General features: G+C 67.6%; 17 protein-coding genes. 5 read left to right on the top strand and 12 right to left on the bottom strand.

Annotation, left to right across the window (positions count from 1 at the left end):
- Positions 1 to 206 precede the first annotated feature (206 nt).
- Both ACSDHM_RS19850 and ACSDHM_RS19845 read left to right on the top strand, forming a co-directional pair.
- Entirely contained in the window at positions 207 to 608 is a 402-nt protein-coding gene (locus ACSDHM_RS19850; RefSeq protein WP_061480257.1) for a hypothetical protein, read from the top strand.
- Positions 609 to 611: 3 nt separating this feature from the next.
- Complete coding sequence (locus tag ACSDHM_RS19845; RefSeq protein ID WP_004153636.1) at positions 612 to 1,058, top strand: 3-dehydroquinate dehydratase; 447 nt, start codon at positions 612 to 614, stop codon at positions 1,056 to 1,058.
- A 117-nt stretch (positions 1,059 to 1,175) separates the two neighbouring features.
- Here the strand turns inward: ACSDHM_RS19845 and dcp are convergent, their stop codons facing one another.
- From dcp to arfB, 3 genes are all read right to left on the bottom strand, one after another.
- Entirely contained in the window at positions 1,176 to 3,332 is a 2,157-nt protein-coding gene (gene dcp, locus ACSDHM_RS19840; RefSeq protein ID WP_061480256.1) for a peptidyl-dipeptidase Dcp, read from the bottom strand.
- Between the two features lie 111 nt (positions 3,333 to 3,443).
- Positions 3,444 to 4,046 carry a lysophospholipid acyltransferase family protein gene (locus ACSDHM_RS19835; protein WP_049413619.1) on the bottom strand — a complete coding sequence of 201 codons (603 nt, stop codon included), beginning with the start codon at positions 4,044 to 4,046 and terminating at the stop codon, positions 3,444 to 3,446.
- Between the two features lie 4 nt (positions 4,047 to 4,050).
- A complete protein-coding gene (gene arfB, locus ACSDHM_RS19830) occupies positions 4,051 to 4,482 on the bottom strand; it encodes an alternative ribosome rescue aminoacyl-tRNA hydrolase ArfB (protein WP_005420755.1) in 432 nt (143 codons plus the stop codon).
- A gap of 133 nt (positions 4,483 to 4,615) precedes the next feature.
- On the opposite strand from arfB, the gene ACSDHM_RS19825 reads away from it, so the two are divergent.
- Entirely contained in the window at positions 4,616 to 5,149 is a 534-nt protein-coding gene (locus ACSDHM_RS19825; protein WP_005420757.1) for a DUF2059 domain-containing protein, read from the top strand.
- Positions 5,150 to 5,224: 75 nt separating this feature from the next.
- On the opposite strand, the gene ACSDHM_RS19820 is transcribed toward ACSDHM_RS19825, so the two are convergent.
- From ACSDHM_RS19820 to ACSDHM_RS19805, 4 genes are all read right to left on the bottom strand, one after another.
- Positions 5,225 to 5,968 carry a pseudouridine synthase gene (locus ACSDHM_RS19820; RefSeq protein WP_005420759.1) on the bottom strand — a complete coding sequence of 248 codons (744 nt, stop codon included), beginning with the start codon at positions 5,966 to 5,968 and terminating at the stop codon, positions 5,225 to 5,227.
- A 132-nt stretch (positions 5,969 to 6,100) separates the two neighbouring features.
- Positions 6,101 to 6,652, bottom strand: a complete 552-nt coding sequence (locus ACSDHM_RS19815; RefSeq protein WP_188241427.1) for an O-methyltransferase — start codon at positions 6,650 to 6,652, stop codon at positions 6,101 to 6,103.
- Positions 6,653 to 6,684: 32 nt separating this feature from the next.
- Complete coding sequence (ubiB, locus tag ACSDHM_RS19810; protein ID WP_061479344.1) at positions 6,685 to 8,340, bottom strand: ubiquinone biosynthesis regulatory protein kinase UbiB; 1,656 nt, start codon at positions 8,338 to 8,340, stop codon at positions 6,685 to 6,687.
- Positions 8,337 to 8,972 (bottom strand): ubiquinone biosynthesis accessory factor UbiJ, encoded by a 636-nt coding sequence (locus ACSDHM_RS19805; protein WP_005420772.1) that lies wholly within the window; start codon positions 8,970 to 8,972, stop codon positions 8,337 to 8,339. The genes ubiB and ACSDHM_RS19805 overlap by 4 nt, the downstream gene beginning before the upstream one ends.
- A gap of 390 nt (positions 8,973 to 9,362) precedes the next feature.
- On the opposite strand from ACSDHM_RS19805, the gene ddlA reads away from it, so the two are divergent.
- A complete protein-coding gene (gene ddlA, locus ACSDHM_RS19800) occupies positions 9,363 to 10,457 on the top strand; it encodes a D-alanine--D-alanine ligase (RefSeq protein WP_088496712.1) in 1,095 nt (364 codons plus the stop codon).
- Between the two features lie 76 nt (positions 10,458 to 10,533).
- On the opposite strand, the gene ACSDHM_RS19795 is transcribed toward ddlA, so the two are convergent.
- The 3 genes from ACSDHM_RS19795 to oleC all read right to left on the bottom strand — a co-directional run bounded on the left by ACSDHM_RS19795 (position 10,534) and on the right by oleC (position 13,418).
- Positions 10,534 to 10,689: a DUF1328 domain-containing protein gene (locus ACSDHM_RS19795; RefSeq protein ID WP_005407633.1), complete on the bottom strand. Its 156-nt coding sequence runs from the start codon at positions 10,687 to 10,689 to the stop codon at positions 10,534 to 10,536.
- Between the two features lie 81 nt (positions 10,690 to 10,770).
- Positions 10,771 to 11,763, bottom strand: coding sequence for a 2-alkyl-3-oxoalkanoate reductase (oleD, locus tag ACSDHM_RS19790; RefSeq protein ID WP_188241375.1), 993 nt, complete (start codon positions 11,761 to 11,763; stop codon positions 10,771 to 10,773).
- Positions 11,760 to 13,418 (bottom strand): olefin beta-lactone synthetase, encoded by a 1,659-nt coding sequence (oleC, locus tag ACSDHM_RS19785; RefSeq protein ID WP_227836885.1) that lies wholly within the window; start codon positions 13,416 to 13,418, stop codon positions 11,760 to 11,762. Before oleC ends, oleD begins: the two co-directional genes overlap by 4 nt.
- Positions 13,419 to 13,522: 104 nt before the next feature.
- Between oleC and ACSDHM_RS19780 the strand changes: the two genes are divergently transcribed.
- Positions 13,523 to 13,954 (top strand): YkgJ family cysteine cluster protein, encoded by a 432-nt coding sequence (locus ACSDHM_RS19780; protein WP_005407630.1) that lies wholly within the window; start codon positions 13,523 to 13,525, stop codon positions 13,952 to 13,954.
- A 32-nt stretch (positions 13,955 to 13,986) separates the two neighbouring features.
- On the opposite strand, the gene ACSDHM_RS19775 is transcribed toward ACSDHM_RS19780, so the two are convergent.
- Positions 13,987 to 14,877 carry an alpha/beta fold hydrolase gene (locus tag ACSDHM_RS19775; protein ID WP_072167325.1) on the bottom strand — a complete coding sequence of 297 codons (891 nt, stop codon included), beginning with the start codon at positions 14,875 to 14,877 and terminating at the stop codon, positions 13,987 to 13,989.
- Between the two features lie 140 nt (positions 14,878 to 15,017).
- The gene (locus tag ACSDHM_RS19770) at positions 15,018 to 16,034 is read right to left on the bottom strand and encodes a 3-oxoacyl-ACP synthase III (protein ID WP_005420782.1); all 1,017 of its coding nucleotides are present in this window, start codon (positions 16,032 to 16,034) and stop codon (positions 15,018 to 15,020) included.
- Positions 16,035 to 16,042: the final 8 nt, after the last annotated feature.

The following is a 16,042-nucleotide window of genomic DNA, read 5'->3' as shown; positions in this document are numbered from 1 at the left end:
CTGTAGAGCCGAGCCCATGCTCGGCTTGTTCTTTGTAGCGTCGAGGTTGCCCGACTGGGGCGCAGAGCAGCCGAGCGTAGGCTCGGCTCTACATGAAGGGTTACGCAGGTTTTACGCCCCGGTCCGGCCGCGGGCATCGCACCTTTACGGGCAGCACGCGCATCGTGTGCCCACCGCGCCACACGGCGCATTCCGCAAGGTGTTGTATGACCCTCCTGGTGATCCGCCACGCCTCTTCGTCGGCACCGCGTCCCCAACTGCCGGCACAGCTGGCCGGCCATCGCGTGCTGTGCAGTGATTGCGCCAGCCTGTCCGAGGTACGCCAGTGCCTGTGCCAGCCGCAGGCGCGCTCGGCCGACTGGGTACTGCTGGATGTCGGTGCCGCCGACGAGGCGCAATGGCAGGCCGAAGGTGGCGCGCTGCAGGCGGCGCTGGAACGGCTGCCGGCGCAGTACATCGAGTTGCAGGCGCCCAGCGAACCTGGTCTGGATGCACGCCTGCGCCTGCAGCACGGCCCCGCCGCCGTGGTGGTCGACCAGCGCAGCCAGCAGGCCGGTTACCCGTTGTCGCTGGCCATTGTCGGCCGCCGCCTGGCGCAGGAGAGCTGAGTCATGTCGATCTTCATCATCCGCGGCCCGGAAGCGGCCGGCGCCCTGATCCGCACCGCGATGCCGCTGCCGGCACCGGTCCTGAAGTCGCTGGTGCATCGCGCGATCGACGCCGGCACCAGCGTGGCGATCCGCGCCTGCGGTTCGGAACAGGAACTACTCGATGCGCTGCGCGTGGCCGACCACAGCCGTGGCGAGGTGACGCTGCTCGATCCGGGTGCGTGTGCCAACAGTCTGCGCCTGCAGCGGCTGCTGCCCTATCTGCACAACGCGTACGTAGAGGTGCATGACGACGGCGCAGTAGCCGAACCGTGCCTGCCGGCCGGTGTCGGCCAGCGCCTGGGCATTGCTGCTGGGTATGGCGCGCAGAGTTATGTGCTGGCGCTGGATATCGCGCTCGACCACCTGGGCCTGGCCGAGCAGGCCAACCGCGTGCACGTGGGGACGTGATCCGCTTGTGTAGAGCCGAGCCCATGCTCGGCTGCGTCTCCAGAAAAAGCCAGCCGAGCATGGGCTCGGCTCTACACAAAGAAAAACGGCGGGGTTGCCCCCGCCGTTTTCGCTTTCTTATTTCAGCCCGCGGAACTTCAGCAGCGGTTCCACCGACGGGTCCTTGCCGCGGAAATCGCGGTACAGGGTCGACAGCTCCACGCTGTTGCCGCGCGAGAGGATCTTGTCGCGGAACTCCTGGCCGTTGGCCGCCGTCAGCCCACCGTGTTCGGTGAACCACTGGTAGGCGTCATGGTCCAGCACTTCGGCCCAGAAGTAGGCGTAGTAACCGGCCGAGTAACCACCACCCCAGATATGGTCGAAGTAGGTGGTGCGGTAGCGCGGCGGTACCTGCGGCAGGTCGACCTTGAACTTCTTCAGCGCGCTGGCTTCAAAGGCGCCGACATCCTGCAGCGGTGCATCGGCCTTCTGCGTGTGCCAGGCCAGGTCGAGCAGCGCGGCCGACAGGTATTCGGTGGTCGCATAGCCCTGGTTGAAGCTGCGCGCCTTGAGAATCTTGTCGACCAGTTCCTGCGGCATCGCCTCGCCGGTCTTGTAGTGCTTGGCGTAGTTGGCGAACACCTTCGGGTCCAGTGCCCAGTGCTCGTTGAACTGCGACGGGAACTCGACGAAGTCACGCGAGGTGGCGGTGCCGGCGATCGACGGGTACTTCACGTTCGAGAACATGCCGTGCAGCGCATGGCCGAACTCATGGAACATGGTGGTGACGTCGTCGAAGCTGATCAGCGCCGGCTGGCCGGCGGCCGGCTTGGTGAAGTTGCAGACGTTGTAGACCACCGGCTTGGCACCGGTCAGGCCGTCCTGCTCGACGAACACGTCCATCCAGGCGCCGCCGGACTTGCTGTCACGCTTGAAGTAGTCGGTGTAGAACAGGGCCAGCGAGGTGCCGTCCTTGTCGAACACTTCGTACACCTTCATGTCCGGGTTGTAGGTCGGAATGTCGGTGCGCGGCTTGAAGGTGATGCCGTACAGCTGGGTGGCGGCGTAGAAGACGCCGTTCTGCAGCACGTTGTCCAGTTCGAAGTACGGCTTGATCTGCGACTCGTCCAGATCGTACTTGGCCTTGCGCACCTGCTCGGCATAGAAGTCCCAGTCCGAAGCGGCGACCTGGAATCCGCCCTTCTGCGCGTCGATGACCTTCTGGATCTCACCGGCCTCGGCGCGCGCCTTGGCGGTGGCGGCCGGCACGGTGTCGGTCAGCAGCTTGAGCGCGGCCGCCGGAGTCTTGGCCATCTGGTCGCCCAGCTGGTAGTCGGCGAAGGTGTCAAAGCCGAGCAGCTTGGCCTTCTGCGCACGCAGCTGGGCCAGGCGCTGCACGGTCTGCCGGGTGTCGTTGGCATCACCGCGCTCGGCGCGGGTTTCAGAGGCCTTCAGCACGGCGGCACGCTGGTCGCGATCGCTCAGCGAGCCGAGCACCGGCTGCTGGGTGGTGTTCTGCAGCGGCAGCAGGAATTTGCCATCCAGCTTGCGGTCCTTGGCGGCGGCCGCAGCGTTGTTGATTGCGCCCTCGTCCAGGCCGGCCAGCTTGGCCTTGTCGTCAACGACAACAGCCGCAGCGGCGGTCGCGGCCACCAGGCGGGTGTGGAACTGGGTGGAGAGCGTGGTCTCTTCCACGTTGAGCTTGCGCAGGGTCGCCTTGTCAGCGTCGGACAGCTGCGCACCGGCGCGCACCAGGCCATCGTAATAGTGCTCGACCAGGCGCTTCTGCACCGGATCCAGCTCCAGCGTGTCACGCTGGTCGTACAGCGACTTCACGCGCGCGAACAGCTTCGGATCGAGGTTGATCTCATCCTGGTGCGCGGCCAGCTTCGGCGCCACTTCTTCCTGGATCTTCTGGCGCGCATCGTTGGTGTCGGCCTGGACCAGGCCGAAGAAGATGCGCGACACGCGGGTCAGGGTCTCGCCGCTGCGCTCCATCGCCACGATGGTGTTGTCGAAGGTGGCCGGCTCGCTGCTGTCGGCGATCTTGCGCACGTCGGCCAGGTGCTGGCGCATGCCTTCTTCGAACGCCGGCAGGTAGTCGCTGTCCTTGATCTTGTCGAACGGCGGGGCCTGGAACGGCAGCGTGCTGGCACTCAGCAGCGGATTGGTGGAGGCTTCGGCCGGCTGCTGGGCCGGGGTCTTCTGGGCATCGGACACGGGGGTGGACTCCTTGCCGGAACAGGCCGCCAGCGCCAGGCTGATGGCGGCGGCCAGGACTACGGTACGCGACATGTAAAAACGCTCCTTGGGCAGACGGTATGGATACCAGCCCTCCACCCTACTCCTGTCGCGCTCGCCCGGCATGTGCCGGACGTGGCGTCTATGCGGCGGCCTGCGGCCGGCTCAGACCGTGCCGCGGGTCTTGCCGATCCAGGGCCGGTAGAACTCGCGGATGGCAGCCATGTCGGCCACATCGTCGCCGCTCGGGGTGAACAACGGACCGATGCCGATGGTCTTTTCCGGATAGTGGAAATACGCAGTCAGGATCGGCACGTCGGCCATCCGGGCGATCTTCAGGAAGCCGGCCTTCCAGTCCTTCACCGCCTTGCGGGTGCCCTCGGGGGTGATGGCGAACCACATCTTCTCGTTGTTGCGCAGCAGGTCCACCGCCTGGCCCACCGTGCCCTGTGGCGAGCTGCGATCGAGCGGAATCACGCCCAGCCGGTGCAGCAACGGGCCCAGCGGCCACCAGAACAGCGACGCCTTGCCCAGCACCTTCACCTTCATGCCGAGCGCGATCTTCGCCGCCATGCCCCACAGCCCGTCCCAGTTGGACGAATGCGGGGCGATGATGAAGACCAGCCTGGGGATGTCAGGCAGGGTGCCGGTCACCTTCCAGCCCCCCATGCGCAGGGTGCAGCGCGCCAGCCAGCGCAGGAAGGCGTTGGGTTTGACCTGCGGCATCTGCGGCGGGACGGCCGGCAGCAACGAAGTCGGGTTGTTCAAGCAATCACTCCCAGTCACGTGATGAGCGCCCGCGCTTGATCTGCGCGCGCCCGCGTTTGGCGTCCAGACGACGCAGTTTCGACCCGAGGGTCGGCTTGGTGGCCTTGCGCGGTTTGGGCACGCTCAGCCCGGCCTGGATGAAGGCCGCCAGCCGCTCGCGCGCATCCTCGCGATTGCGATCCTGGGTGCGGAAACGTTGCGCGTCGATGACCAGCACGCCTTCGCCGGTCATGCGCCGGTCACGCCGCGCCAACAGCCGCGCGCGCAACGGTTCGGGCAACGAGGGCGAGTTGGCCACGTCGAAACGCAGTTCCACCGCAGTGGACACCTTGTTGACGTTCTGGCCGCCGGCGCCACTGGCGCGCACGAACCGCTCGACGATCTCGCCGTCGGGGATTTCAAGCTGCGCGCTGATGGTGACCGGTCCACTGCCCATCCGCGCATTGTAGCGGCAGCCACGTGGTGGAGTGCGCCATCGCGCCCCGTATGCCGCCGATCAGGCGCCGAACACGCCGCCTTCGCCTGGGCTGCAGGTATGCTGGCGGTCCCATGTACCGCAGGAAGCCCGCATGACCCGCTTCGCACCCGCCCTGCCGTCCCTGCTGCGCCGCGCCGCCCTGCTGCTGGCACTGGCCACGGCCAGCGTCCCGGCACTGGCCGCCCCGCCGACCGACGGCGACATCAACCGCCTGCTGTCGGCCTCGCGCGCGCAGAGCATGATCGACACCATGGTGCCGCAGATCGAAGCCATGCAGCAGCAGCAGTTCCAGCAGGTGGCCGCGCAGCGCCAACTCACCGCCCAGCAGCAGGAACAGCTGAAGCGGATCCAGGCGCGGACCAGCCAGACCCTGCGCCAGGCCATGTCGTGGCAGCAGCTGCGGCCGATGTACGTGGACCTGTACAAGAAGACGTTCAGCAAGGAAGACGTGCTGGCGATGGCCGAGTTCTACGAGAGCGCGGCAGGCCAGAGCCTGCTGGACAAGACCCCGGCACTGATGCAGAACGTGATGGTGGCCATCCAGGCGCGCATGCAGCCGCTGTTTGCGGACCTGCAGAAAGACCTGGAAGCGATCGTCAACGAGCCGGAAAAGAAACGAGAATGAGGTAGTGCCGGCCGCTGGCCGGCTCCCCAGTACACCTGGAATCACGCAGCTGCCGGCCAGCGGCCGGCACTACCGTCAAACTGCGTCCACCTGCCAGCCGAACAGGTCCAGTGCCTTCTGGAACTGGCGGTCCAGCGGCGCACTGACATCCACGTTGCCGCCCTCCGGATGCGGAAAACGCAGGCGCTCGGCGTGCAGCAGCATGCGGTGCACGCCCTGCATGCGGAAGATGCGGTTATGGCGCCCATCGCCGTGGCTGGTATCGCCGATCATGTGATGCGAGAGGTGCTTGAGGTGACGGCGGATCTGCCGGAAGCGCCCGGTCTGCGGCTGGCAGCGCAGCAGCGCGTAGCGCGAGCTGCTGAATTCGCCCACCGGCACCGACAGCTCGCCAGTGGCCAGGCGCTGGAAATCGGTGATCGCCGGCTTCTTCACCGGCTTGCCCGGCCCGCCATCCAAATCATGGTCCACCCGCCAGGACAGCTCGGCCGGCCAGCCTCGGCAGACCGTCAGGTAGTCCTTGGCCACTTCGCCACCCATCAGTGCCTTGCCCAGCGAACTGGCGGTTTCGCGGTCGAAGGCCAGCAGCAGGCAGCCACTGGTGGCCCGGTCCAGGCGGTGCACGAGGAAGATCGGCCGCCCCAGCTGCTCACGCAGGCGGTCGGCCAGGAAATCATCTTCGCCACGGGCCAGCTTGCTGTCGTGGACCATCAGCCCGGCAGGCTTGTTGACCACGGCCAGGCGCTCATCCAGGTGCAGCAGCTGCAGGGGCGCGGTTTCAGTCTCGACCGCGGCGAGGGTGTCAGGTTCGGTACTCACCGCGGGATTATCGTGGCTGGGCACTGAATGGGGTAGAGCCGGCCGCTGGCCGGCTGCCTCCGGGGCAGTTGGATTGCGGCGGCTGCCGGCCAGCAGCCGGCACTACCGGATCACGCGCGGGCAGCGTGGCAATCAGGCGTTGCGCACGGCCAGCAGTTCGCCGTTGCCCACCGGCACCAGGCTGGTGCTGAAGTCCGGATCGGCATCCAGCAGCAGGCACAAGGGTTTCATCTCTTCCGCGTGCGACGTGGCGTTGTCCACCACCAGCAGGCCCCCTGGCCGCAGCACGCGGCGCACCTGCGGCCACCAGCCGGCGTACTGCCCGCGGTCCGAATCGAGGAACAGCAGGTCGATGCAGCCTTCGCCGGCCTCTGCCAACCACTGCCCGGCATCGCCATGCACCAGCGTGATGTGCGCGGCCAAGCCGCTGCGCGCGAACGTGGATCGCGCCATCGCCACCTTGTCCTCGGCGACTTCCAGCGTGGTCACGTGGCCGTCGATGGCGGCGGCGGCTTCGGCCAGCCACAGCGTGGAGTAGCCATTGGAGGTGCCGATTTCCAGTACACGGCGTGCGGTGCCGAAACGCACCAGCACCGACAGGAATTCACCGGTATCCGGCGTGATGTTGAGCATGCGCCGAGCGCGCTCGGTTTCATGCGCGTCGTTTTCAGCACCGAAGTGCATCAGTTCGTTCTTCAGCGTCTGCAGCACCGGGTCTATCTCCACCACGCGCGCGCCAGCGCCAGCGCGCCGACGGCACCGGACACCCAGCTCCACATCGGCAGGTCGCCCCAGTACCAGCCCGGCGGCTGCAGCACGTACATCAGCGCGGCGATGGCCAGCAGGCCGACGCCGGTGATCGCGCCGACCGCGCGCTTCTGCAGGCGCTGCACGCTGGCATCCAGCGCAACCAGATCGCGCGAGCGCATCGCCAGCTCGTGGCGCCCCTCCACCTGCTGGGTCAGCCAGGCGTGTACGAGGCGCGGCATGTCCGGTGCGTGGGTCATGATTTCCGGCAACCGCTTGCCGATCTCGCGCACGACCCGGCGTGGGCTGTAGCGCTCGCGCAGGATCTTCGCCAGCACCGGCTTGGCCACCGCCCAGATATCGATCTGCGGATCCAGCTGGCGGCCGACACCTTCGATGTTCAGCAGGGTCTTCTGCAGCAGGATCAGCTGCGGCTGCAGGGTCAGCTGGTAGCGCTGCGCCACGCGGAACAGCTTCATCAGCACTTCGGCCAGCGAGATCTGCGACAGCGGACGGGTGAAGTACGGCTCGCACACCGAACGCACGGCCGCTTCCAGATCATCGATGCGCACGTTGTCCGGCATCCAGCGCGCCTGCACATGCAGTTCGGCGATGCGGCGGTAGTCGCGGTTGAAGATGGCCATGAAGTTCTCGGCCAGGTAGTACTGATCCTCCTGCGACAGCTGGCCCATGATGCCGAAGTCCAGAGCGATGAATCGCGGGTTGGCGCGGCGGGCCGGATCGGTGTCGACCCAGATGTTGCCGGCGTGCGCATCGGCATGGAAGAAGTTGTCGCGGAACACCTGGGTGTAGAAGACCCGCACGCCCTTGGCGGCCAGTGCCTTGCGGTCGATGCCCGCCTTGTCGAGCGCAGCGATGTCGTCGGACGGGATGCCCCACACGCGCTCCAGGGTCAGCGCGCGCTCGGCGGTATGGCTCCAGATCACTTCCGGCACGTACAGGTCGTCGCTGTTCTCCCAGAAGCGGCGCAGCACGCTGGCATTGGCGCCTTCGCGCTGCAGGTCCAGCTCGGCGGCCAGGGTGTTCTCGACTTCGGCCACCACTTCGCGCGGTCGGATCTTGTCGGCACGCGGATGGGTACGCTCGACCAGCGCGGCCAGCGAGTTGAGCAGGGCGATGTCGGCATCGATCTGCTTCTCGATGCCCGGGCGCAGCACCTTGACCACCACCTGGCGGCCATCGGCCAGCGTAGCCGCATGCACCTGCGCGATCGAAGCCGAGGCCAGTGGTTCGGTATCGAAGCTGGCGAACGCCTCGCTGACCGGCAAGCCAAGCGCTTCCTCGACAATGCGACGCGCGGTGTCACCGTCGAACGGCTTGACCCGGTCCTGCAGCAGGGTCAGTTCGTTGGCCACGTCCGGCGGCACCAGGTCGCGGCGGGTGGACAGGATCTGGCCGAACTTGACGAAGATCGGGCCGAGGTCCTGCAGCGCCAGGCGCAGGCGCGCACCGCGCGACTGTGCGGCGATGTCGGCCGAGGCACGCGGCACGAACGGCTTGGCCAGGCGCAGCCAACGCTCGGCCGGCGTGCCCTGCAGCAGGTCGTCAAGGCGGTAACGCAGGATCACCCGGCCGATGCGGCTCGCCCGCAGCACGGCCTTCATGCGGCACCCCGCAGGCGCTGCACCCGCGCGCCAAGACGCTCGACGTCATCGCGCAGCACGTCCACATCATCGTGGAAGGCATCCAGTTCGGCGCGCGGCACCACGTCGCGCGATTCCTCGGTGATGAATTCGGCGGCGCTGTGGGCCAGGTCGATCGCACCCTGGCGCGCGTGCTGCAGGGCGCTGCGCAGGGTGTTGGCGACCTGCACGCCCAGTACCTCGCCAAACACGCTGACGAACGGCTGCTGCCAGTCCGGGTCGAAGCCCTTGGCCAGCTGCTGCAGGCGCCGCGCCAGTTCGGCGTCACCGGCCACGCGTACACGGCCCTTGTTGTTGGACTCGCCGCGCCGTGCGTTGGCCAGCAGCGGCAGCTGCGCCAGCACGCCGGCCAGGCTGCTGCGCACGGCCAGGTCGGCTTCCTGCGCATCCACCGGGCCGACCCGCAGCTGGTCGCCGTCGACGCTGATGCGCATCGCCAGCGACGGCGCTTCCAGGGTCAGGTCGATGTGCCGGCCATCGAGGCTGGCCAGGGCATGGCGGGTATCCGGATCCAGCGCCAGCGCGCGGTTCAGGGCGATCTGCAGGGCGCGGCCAGCGACCGGCTTGAGGGACTTGAGCAGGGAAAGAGCCATGGGCGCATTCTACCTGCGTGGGTGGGGGGCTTGGGCCGGGCTGCCGCCCGGCACCCGCAGATGCAACAGCCAGGGCAACATCAAAGCTGGCTATCCGTGGGATGGCGGGGTGGGTCCGGTTGCGGGGGACGCTGCAAGTACGTCCATGTAAGCTCGGTCGCGCCATCCATGGCGCTCACGCCCCCGCAACCGGACCCACCCCGCCTTCGACAGCTTGCTGCGATCTGTCGGGACGGCGTTCTGTGTTGCTGTTGGTGGGTGTCGACCTTGGTCGACACGGCAGATCCACGCCATGCGTGGATGGATATCCGGTTCATCTGTGCCTCACGCGGAGGGCTGATGAAGGTTCATGCTATGAGGCCACGCAACGCACAGGACATCGCATTCCCCATGGCACGGACCCGGGTCGGCATCATCTTCGGGGGCAAGTCTTCCGAGCACGAAGTTTCACTGCAGTCGGCGAAGAACATCCTCGATGCGCTCGATCGCGAGCGCTTCGAGCCGGTGCTGGTCGGCATCGACAAGCAGGGGCAGTGGCACCTGAGCCAGCCGGAGACGTTCCTGATCAATGCCGAAGATCCCTCGCGCATCGCGCTGCATCGCTCCGGCACGTCGCTGGTGGTGCGCCCGGGCGCCGAGCAGGGGCAGCTGCAGCCGTGCGATGCGGCCTACGCGCTCGGCCAGGTCGATGTGGTGCTGCCGATCGTGCACGGGCCGCTGGGCGAGGACGGCGCGCTGCAGGGCCTGCTGCGCATGGCCAACCTGCCCTTCGTCGGTTCGCCGGTACTGGGCTCGGCAGCGGCGATGGACAAGGACGTGACCAAGCGCCTGCTGCGCGACGCCGGGCTGCAGGTGGCGCCGTGGCTGTGCATCCGCCGCCACCAGGTGGCGGAAGTGGATGTCGATGCGGTGATCGCCCGGCTTGGCCTGCCGCTGTTCGTGAAGCCGGCCAACCAAGGCTCATCGGTAGGCGTGAGCAAGGTCAAGGATGCGGCGGGCTTTGCCGGAGCGCTGGCATTGGCGCTGCGCTACGACCACAAAGTGCTGGTGGAATCGGCGGTGATCGGCCGCGAGATCGAGTGCGCGGTGCTGGGCAACGAACATCCGCAGGCCAGCCTGTGCGGCGAGGTGGTGGTGCACGACGAGTTCTATGCTTACGACACCAAGTACATCAACGCCGATGGTGCCGAGGTGGTGGTACCCGCGGATATCGATGCTGCAACCCAGGCGCGGATCCAGCAGACCGCTCTGCGGGCCTACCAGGCGCTGGAGTGTGCCGGCATGGCGCGCGTGGATGTGTTCCTCACCGCGGGCGGCGACATCATCATCAACGAGGTCAACACGCTGCCCGGCTTCACCCGCATCAGCATGTACCCGAAGCTGTGGGGTGCCAGCGGCGTGGACTACACCACGCTGATCACCCGCCTGATCGAGCTGGCGCTGGAGCGCCATGAAGCCGATCGCGAACTGCAGAGCGCTGTATAGCGTTGTTATCGCCCGCAGAGTCGAGCATGGCTCGACTCTGCGGAAAGCGATACCGGCCAGCGGCCGGCACTACCAGCTAGCCTCGCTTGCGGAACATCGAGATCACCGCAAGGATCAGGAACACCACGAACAGGATCCAGGCGATGTTCGTTGCGGCGCCGGCAATTCCGGAGAAACCCAGAACGGCGGCGATGATGGCGATGACAAAGAAGATGATGGCGTAGTGCAGCATGGCGCTCCTCGCGGGTGGTCGAGCCTTGGATGGCGTGGGTCCATCCTCCCGATCCTGCGGTGTGCAACCAGTGATGGCGATCTATGCAGCAGATGAAGCCTTCAGCCTGCGCAGCCCTTCTTCGATGCTGACCTGCGGCACGTAGCCGAAGTCACGGCGCGCCGGTTCCATGCTGTACCAGTGCGGCGTGCACAGCTGCTCGGCCAGGAAGCGGGTCAGCGGCGGCTCGCCGCGCAGGCGCAGCAGCGGCCACAGCCGCTCGCAGACGGCGCCGATGCGGTAGGCGGTCTTGAAGCTGATCGCCTTGTCCACGGATGGCGCACCCACCGCAGCCAACAGCTTGTTCACCAGCTCGCGCATCGGCAACGGCTCGCCGTTGGAGATGAAGTAGGCCTTGCCCGCACACGCAGCGCCCGGTGCCAGGGCGTCAAAGGCGAGGAAGTGCGCCAGCGCGGCGTTGTCGATGTAGGTGGTATCGACCTTGTTGTTGCCATCGCCGACCAGGCGCAGGCGTCCCTGCCGCGCACGCTCGGCGAGCCTGGGCACCAGCTGCTGGTCACCGGGGCCCCAGATCAGCCGCGGGCGCAGTGCCACCGTCGCCAGCGACGCATCGTTGGCGGCCAGCACGCGCTGTTCGGCGATTGCCTTGGTGGCCGCATACGGCGCCTGGAAATCTTCGCCGTACGGCACCTCGTCAGCCCCGAGGCCTTCCACCGGGTGCGTGGCACGATGGGTCACGCTGGGCGTGGAGGTGTAGACCAGCCGGTTGATGCCATGCACGCGGCAGGCCGCGAGGACGTTGTCGGTGCCGACCACGTTGGCCTGGTGGTAGCTGTCATAGCTGCCCCATGCGCCGGCCTTGGCGCCGTTGTGGAACACCGCATCGACGCCGGCCACCGCATGCAGCACCGCCTGCGCATCGGCCAGATCACCGCGGATCTGGCCCACGCCCATCGCCTGCAGTTCCGAGTAATGACTGCGGTTGAACGCCAGCACCTGGTGGCCACGCTCGACCAGCCCGCGGCACAGCGCCCGCCCAAGGAAACCACCGCCACCGGTGACCAGGATCTTCATGCGCGCTTCTCCAGTTCGGCGCTGGCCCAGACGGCGAGCTTTTCGCGGCCGATCTTGGCGTTGTGACGGATATCGACGGGGAACGCCGGATGCACCAGGAAGTGCTGCAGGCCGGCCTCTGGCAGGCGGGCGGCCGCGTGCGCACGCAGCGCTTCCTGCAGCGCCGGGCTGTCGGACCGGCCGCGCTGCAGTTCCACGCACAGCACCGGCACCTGCGCGCCGGCGGCGCCGACGCCGACCAGTGCCGTGCGCGCCACGCCGGCCACGGTGTTGAACACCGGCTCGACCTGCTCGGTGTACAGCGGCCCGCGCGCGGTTTCCACGCGCTGGGTCTTGCGCCCGCAGAACCACAGGCGGCCCTGCACATCGAAATAACCGACGTCGCCCATGCGATGCACCACGCGGGTGCTGCCATCGACCAGCGTCTCGCGGATCTTCGCCGCCGCGGTGGCCTGCGGGCGGTTGAAGTAGCTGTCGGTGGCGGTCGGCCCGGCCACGGTGATTTCCCCCACTTCCCCCACCGCCAGCACGCGCGCCTGCGACCAGTCCGGCAGCGGTGCGTCGTCGATGGCGATGATGCGCACCTCGTTGGGGGCCACCACGTTGCCCACGCAGGTGCCGGCACCGGCCTCGGTCGCCGCGCGGGTGCGCTCCAGTTCGCGGCCTTCGACCACCGCCACCGGCAGGCACTCGGTGGCGCCATAGGGAGTCCAGAACTGCGCATCGGCCGGCAGCAGGCTGCGGATGGTGGCGACCACGTCCGGCGGCACCGGTGCCCCGGCCGAGGTCACCCGGGTCACCGTCGGCAGTGGCCGCCCGTGCCGGGCCAGCACCCGCATCAGCGCTGGCGAGCCGAACAGCTGGGTCACGCCGAAGCGCTGGATGGCATCGTGCAGGCGTCCCGGGTCGGCCTGCGCCGGCCGCGTCGGGTCCATGTCCGGGATCACCGAGGTCAGCCCCAGCGCCGGGTCGAACAGCGCGAACGGTGGGAAGGTCGGCAGGTCCACCCCACCCGCTTCCATGCCGAAGGCACTGCCCAGCAACTGGATCTGGCCGACGAAGTGGCGGTGGCGGTAGACGACGCCCTTGGGCACGCCGGTGGAGCCGCTGGTGAACAGGATCGCCGCCATGTCCTCGCCATCGGTGTCGGCCAGCATCGGCCCAGCGCTGGCGCCAGCGCGCTCCAGCGCGGCCAGCGTGGTGCCGCCCCAGCCGAGGCGGCGGCCGACCGTCACCAGCCGGGTGGCCGACGGCGCCCAGCGCAGCACCAGCCGCGCCACATGCGCCAGCGGAATGCCGATGAAGGCCTGCGGCTGCGCCTCGTCCAGGCACTGCTTCAGCGCGCGCCGGTCGATGCCCGGATCGACCAGCACCGGCACTGCGCCCAGCTTGAACAGCGCGAACATCAGCAGGAAGAACTCCGGAGAAGGCCGCACCATCACCACCGTGCGCACGCCACGGCCGATCCCGTAGCCGGCCAGGCCGGCGGCCATGGCATCACTGCGGGCGTCCAGCTGACGGTAATCGAGGGTGACATCGTAGGCGGCCATGCCGTTGCCGGCGCCGCGGCGGCCGGGGCAGCGGATGGCGATCTGGTCGGGGCGTTCACGCGCCAGTTCAGGCAGCCGTGCCGCGATATTGCAGGGTCGGTTCATCCGTTCATTGTCGCCGCTTACGGAATTTCTTGCGCGGCGGCCCACTTCGTGGAAAATCCGCTCCCTCGTTCCTGATTCCGACTGCCGCCCGAGGCGGCTTGCCCATGCAACATCCCTGCATGACCTGCGGCGCCTGCTGCACCCAGTACCGCGTGGCCTTCCACTGGATGGAATCGGACGAGGTCACCCCCGGCGGCGTGCCGCATCAGCTCACCGAGGTGCTGGATCCGCACCGCCTGTGCATGCGCGGCACCCATTCCAAGCCGGTGCGCTGCGTCGCGCTGGATGCGCAGATCGGCGTGTATTCACGCTGCACCATCCACCCCAATCGGCCCAGCGTGTGCCGTGAGGTGGATGCATCGTGGGAATACGGCAAGGCCAGCCCGCAGTGCGACAAGGCGCGCATTGCCTATGGCCTGGATCCGCTGACGCCGGCCGACTGGCGCTGGCGCGATGACGCCGACAATGACGACGATCACCCGGACGACAACGGCAACAGCCCGTCCTCACCGCCGCAGGCACCGGTCGCCGCGTAATCCGGTGTGCCGACCAACGGTCGGCACACCGATCAGATCGGGTTGGCGTCCAGGAACGCGCGGATCTCCGGTACCAGCACTTCGTGCTTGTCTTCCAGCACATAGTGGCCGGCGTCCTCGAAGGCATGCACCTGGGCCTGCGGCAGTGCGGCCTGGAAACCCTTCAGGAAATGATGGTCGAACACGAAGTCACGCAGGCCCCAGCCGAGGAAGGCCGGGCGGTCGGCGAACGAGGGCAGTGCCTTGCCGGCACGCTCCAGCAGCGACCAGGCCTTGTCGGCCGGCGACAGCGGGATGTCCTGCATGAAGCGGATGGTGCTGATGCGGTTGGCCCAGCTGTTATACGGCGACACGTAGGCGCGGCGCACATCGGCCGGCATCTTCCGCTCCACGCCCAGCCACGAGGCACCGGACGAGAACGCGTTGAAGCTGCGGATGATCCACTCGCCGATCTTCCAGTGGCGGCCCAGCGCGATCTGCCACGGCATCTTCTTCGCCGCCGGCATCGGGAAGGCAGCGGTGTTGAGCACGACCAGGCGCTTCACCTGGTCGTGGTGCGACAGCGCCCAGCCGAACCCGATCATGCCGCCCCAGTCGTGCACGGCCAGGGTCACCGGGCCGGTGATGCCCAGGTGCTTCAGCAGCGCATCAAGATCGTCCACGCGCGACTGCAGCGTGTACTCATAGCGGCTGTCGTCCGGCTTGTCCGACAGGCCCATGCCGATGTGGTCCGGCACGATGCAGCGGTAGGTGTCCGACAGGCCGGCCACCAGCGTGCGCCAGTAATAGCTCCACGACGGGTTGCCGTGCACCATCACCACCACCTCGCCATCGCGCGGGCCCTCGTCGAGATAGTTCATCGACAGGCCGGGGCGGACCTCGAAGCGCTGCGGGTGGGCGGGGTAACCGGGAAGATCGCGCATGCGGAGCACCTAAGGAGAGTCGCGGCGCAATGTAGAGCCGAGCCGTTGCTCGGCTGCTCTCCGGTCCGCTGCGGAAGAGCCGCGCTGCGCGCGTGAGCCGAGCATGGCTCGGCTCTACAGGAGGTCGGGCAACGGGCTGCTTACCAGACCACTTCAGCCATCGAGCAGTTCAGGCCCGAGCCAATACCCAGAAGCGCGATGCGATCGCCCTTCTTCAGCTTGCCCAGCTGCTTGAGCTTGCTCAGCACGATCGGCACCGAGGCCGGGCCGATGTTGCCGTGCTCGCCGAAGATGGTCATGACCTTCTTCGGGTCGATGCCGAAGTTCTTGATGAACGCGGCGGTGTGCGGCTGGCTGACCTGGTGGATCACGAACTGGTCCAGCTCCTCCACGGCCCAGCCGAGTGCGATCTTGGCGGCGCTGAAGGTCTTCTGCGCCAGCTTGATGCCTTCGATCAGCAACAGGCGGGTGTCGGTGACCATGCGGTCCAGGTTGCCCAGGCACAGCTGGTTCCACTCGGTGGCCGAGCGGGTCACGCCGCCCTTGTAGCGCGGCGCGTCCGGCACCAGCTCCGCGCGCGCCATCACCATCGCGGCGGCGCCCGACCCGGTGGTCAGCGCGGCCAGCTCGTTGCGGAAGTCGTCGGCGGTGACGTCCGGGGCGGTCATGCGCTCCAGGGTCTTCTCGTACACCAGGTTGGCGGTCTCGCCGTCCACCACCAGCGCGTAGTCGATATCACCGCGCTCGATCATGCGCGCCGCGATGTCCATGCCGTTGATGAAGGCCAGGCAGGCATTGGCGACGTCGAAGGTCATGCATTCGTCGCTGACACCGAGGTTGCCCGACACGATCGAGGCCGTGGACGGCTCCAGGTAGTCGCGGCTGACCGAGGTGTTGACCAGCAGGCCGACCTGGGTCGCGGTGATGCCCGCGTCTTCCAGTGCCTTGCGGCCGGCCATGGTGGCGGCGTCCGACGCCAGCACGCCGTTGTCCCACAGGCGGCGGGCGTGGATGCCGGCGATGTCGCCGAGCACATCGGTGCGGATACCCAGGCGATCCAACGTCGGCTGCAGGCGTTCGTTGATTTCCTTGGTCGTCAGCGTATGCGGTGCGTCGACGTGTGCCAGGCCGGCGATCGAGACATTCTTGAAGAGCATCGAGGTTA

It is taken from the genome of Stenotrophomonas sp. T8, from assembly GCF_051853085.1.
GTDB lineage: Bacteria > Pseudomonadota > Gammaproteobacteria > Xanthomonadales > Xanthomonadaceae > Stenotrophomonas > Stenotrophomonas sepilia.
The sequence above is the reverse complement of the archived record's forward strand: the minus strand, read 5'-3'. Positions and strand labels throughout refer to the sequence as shown.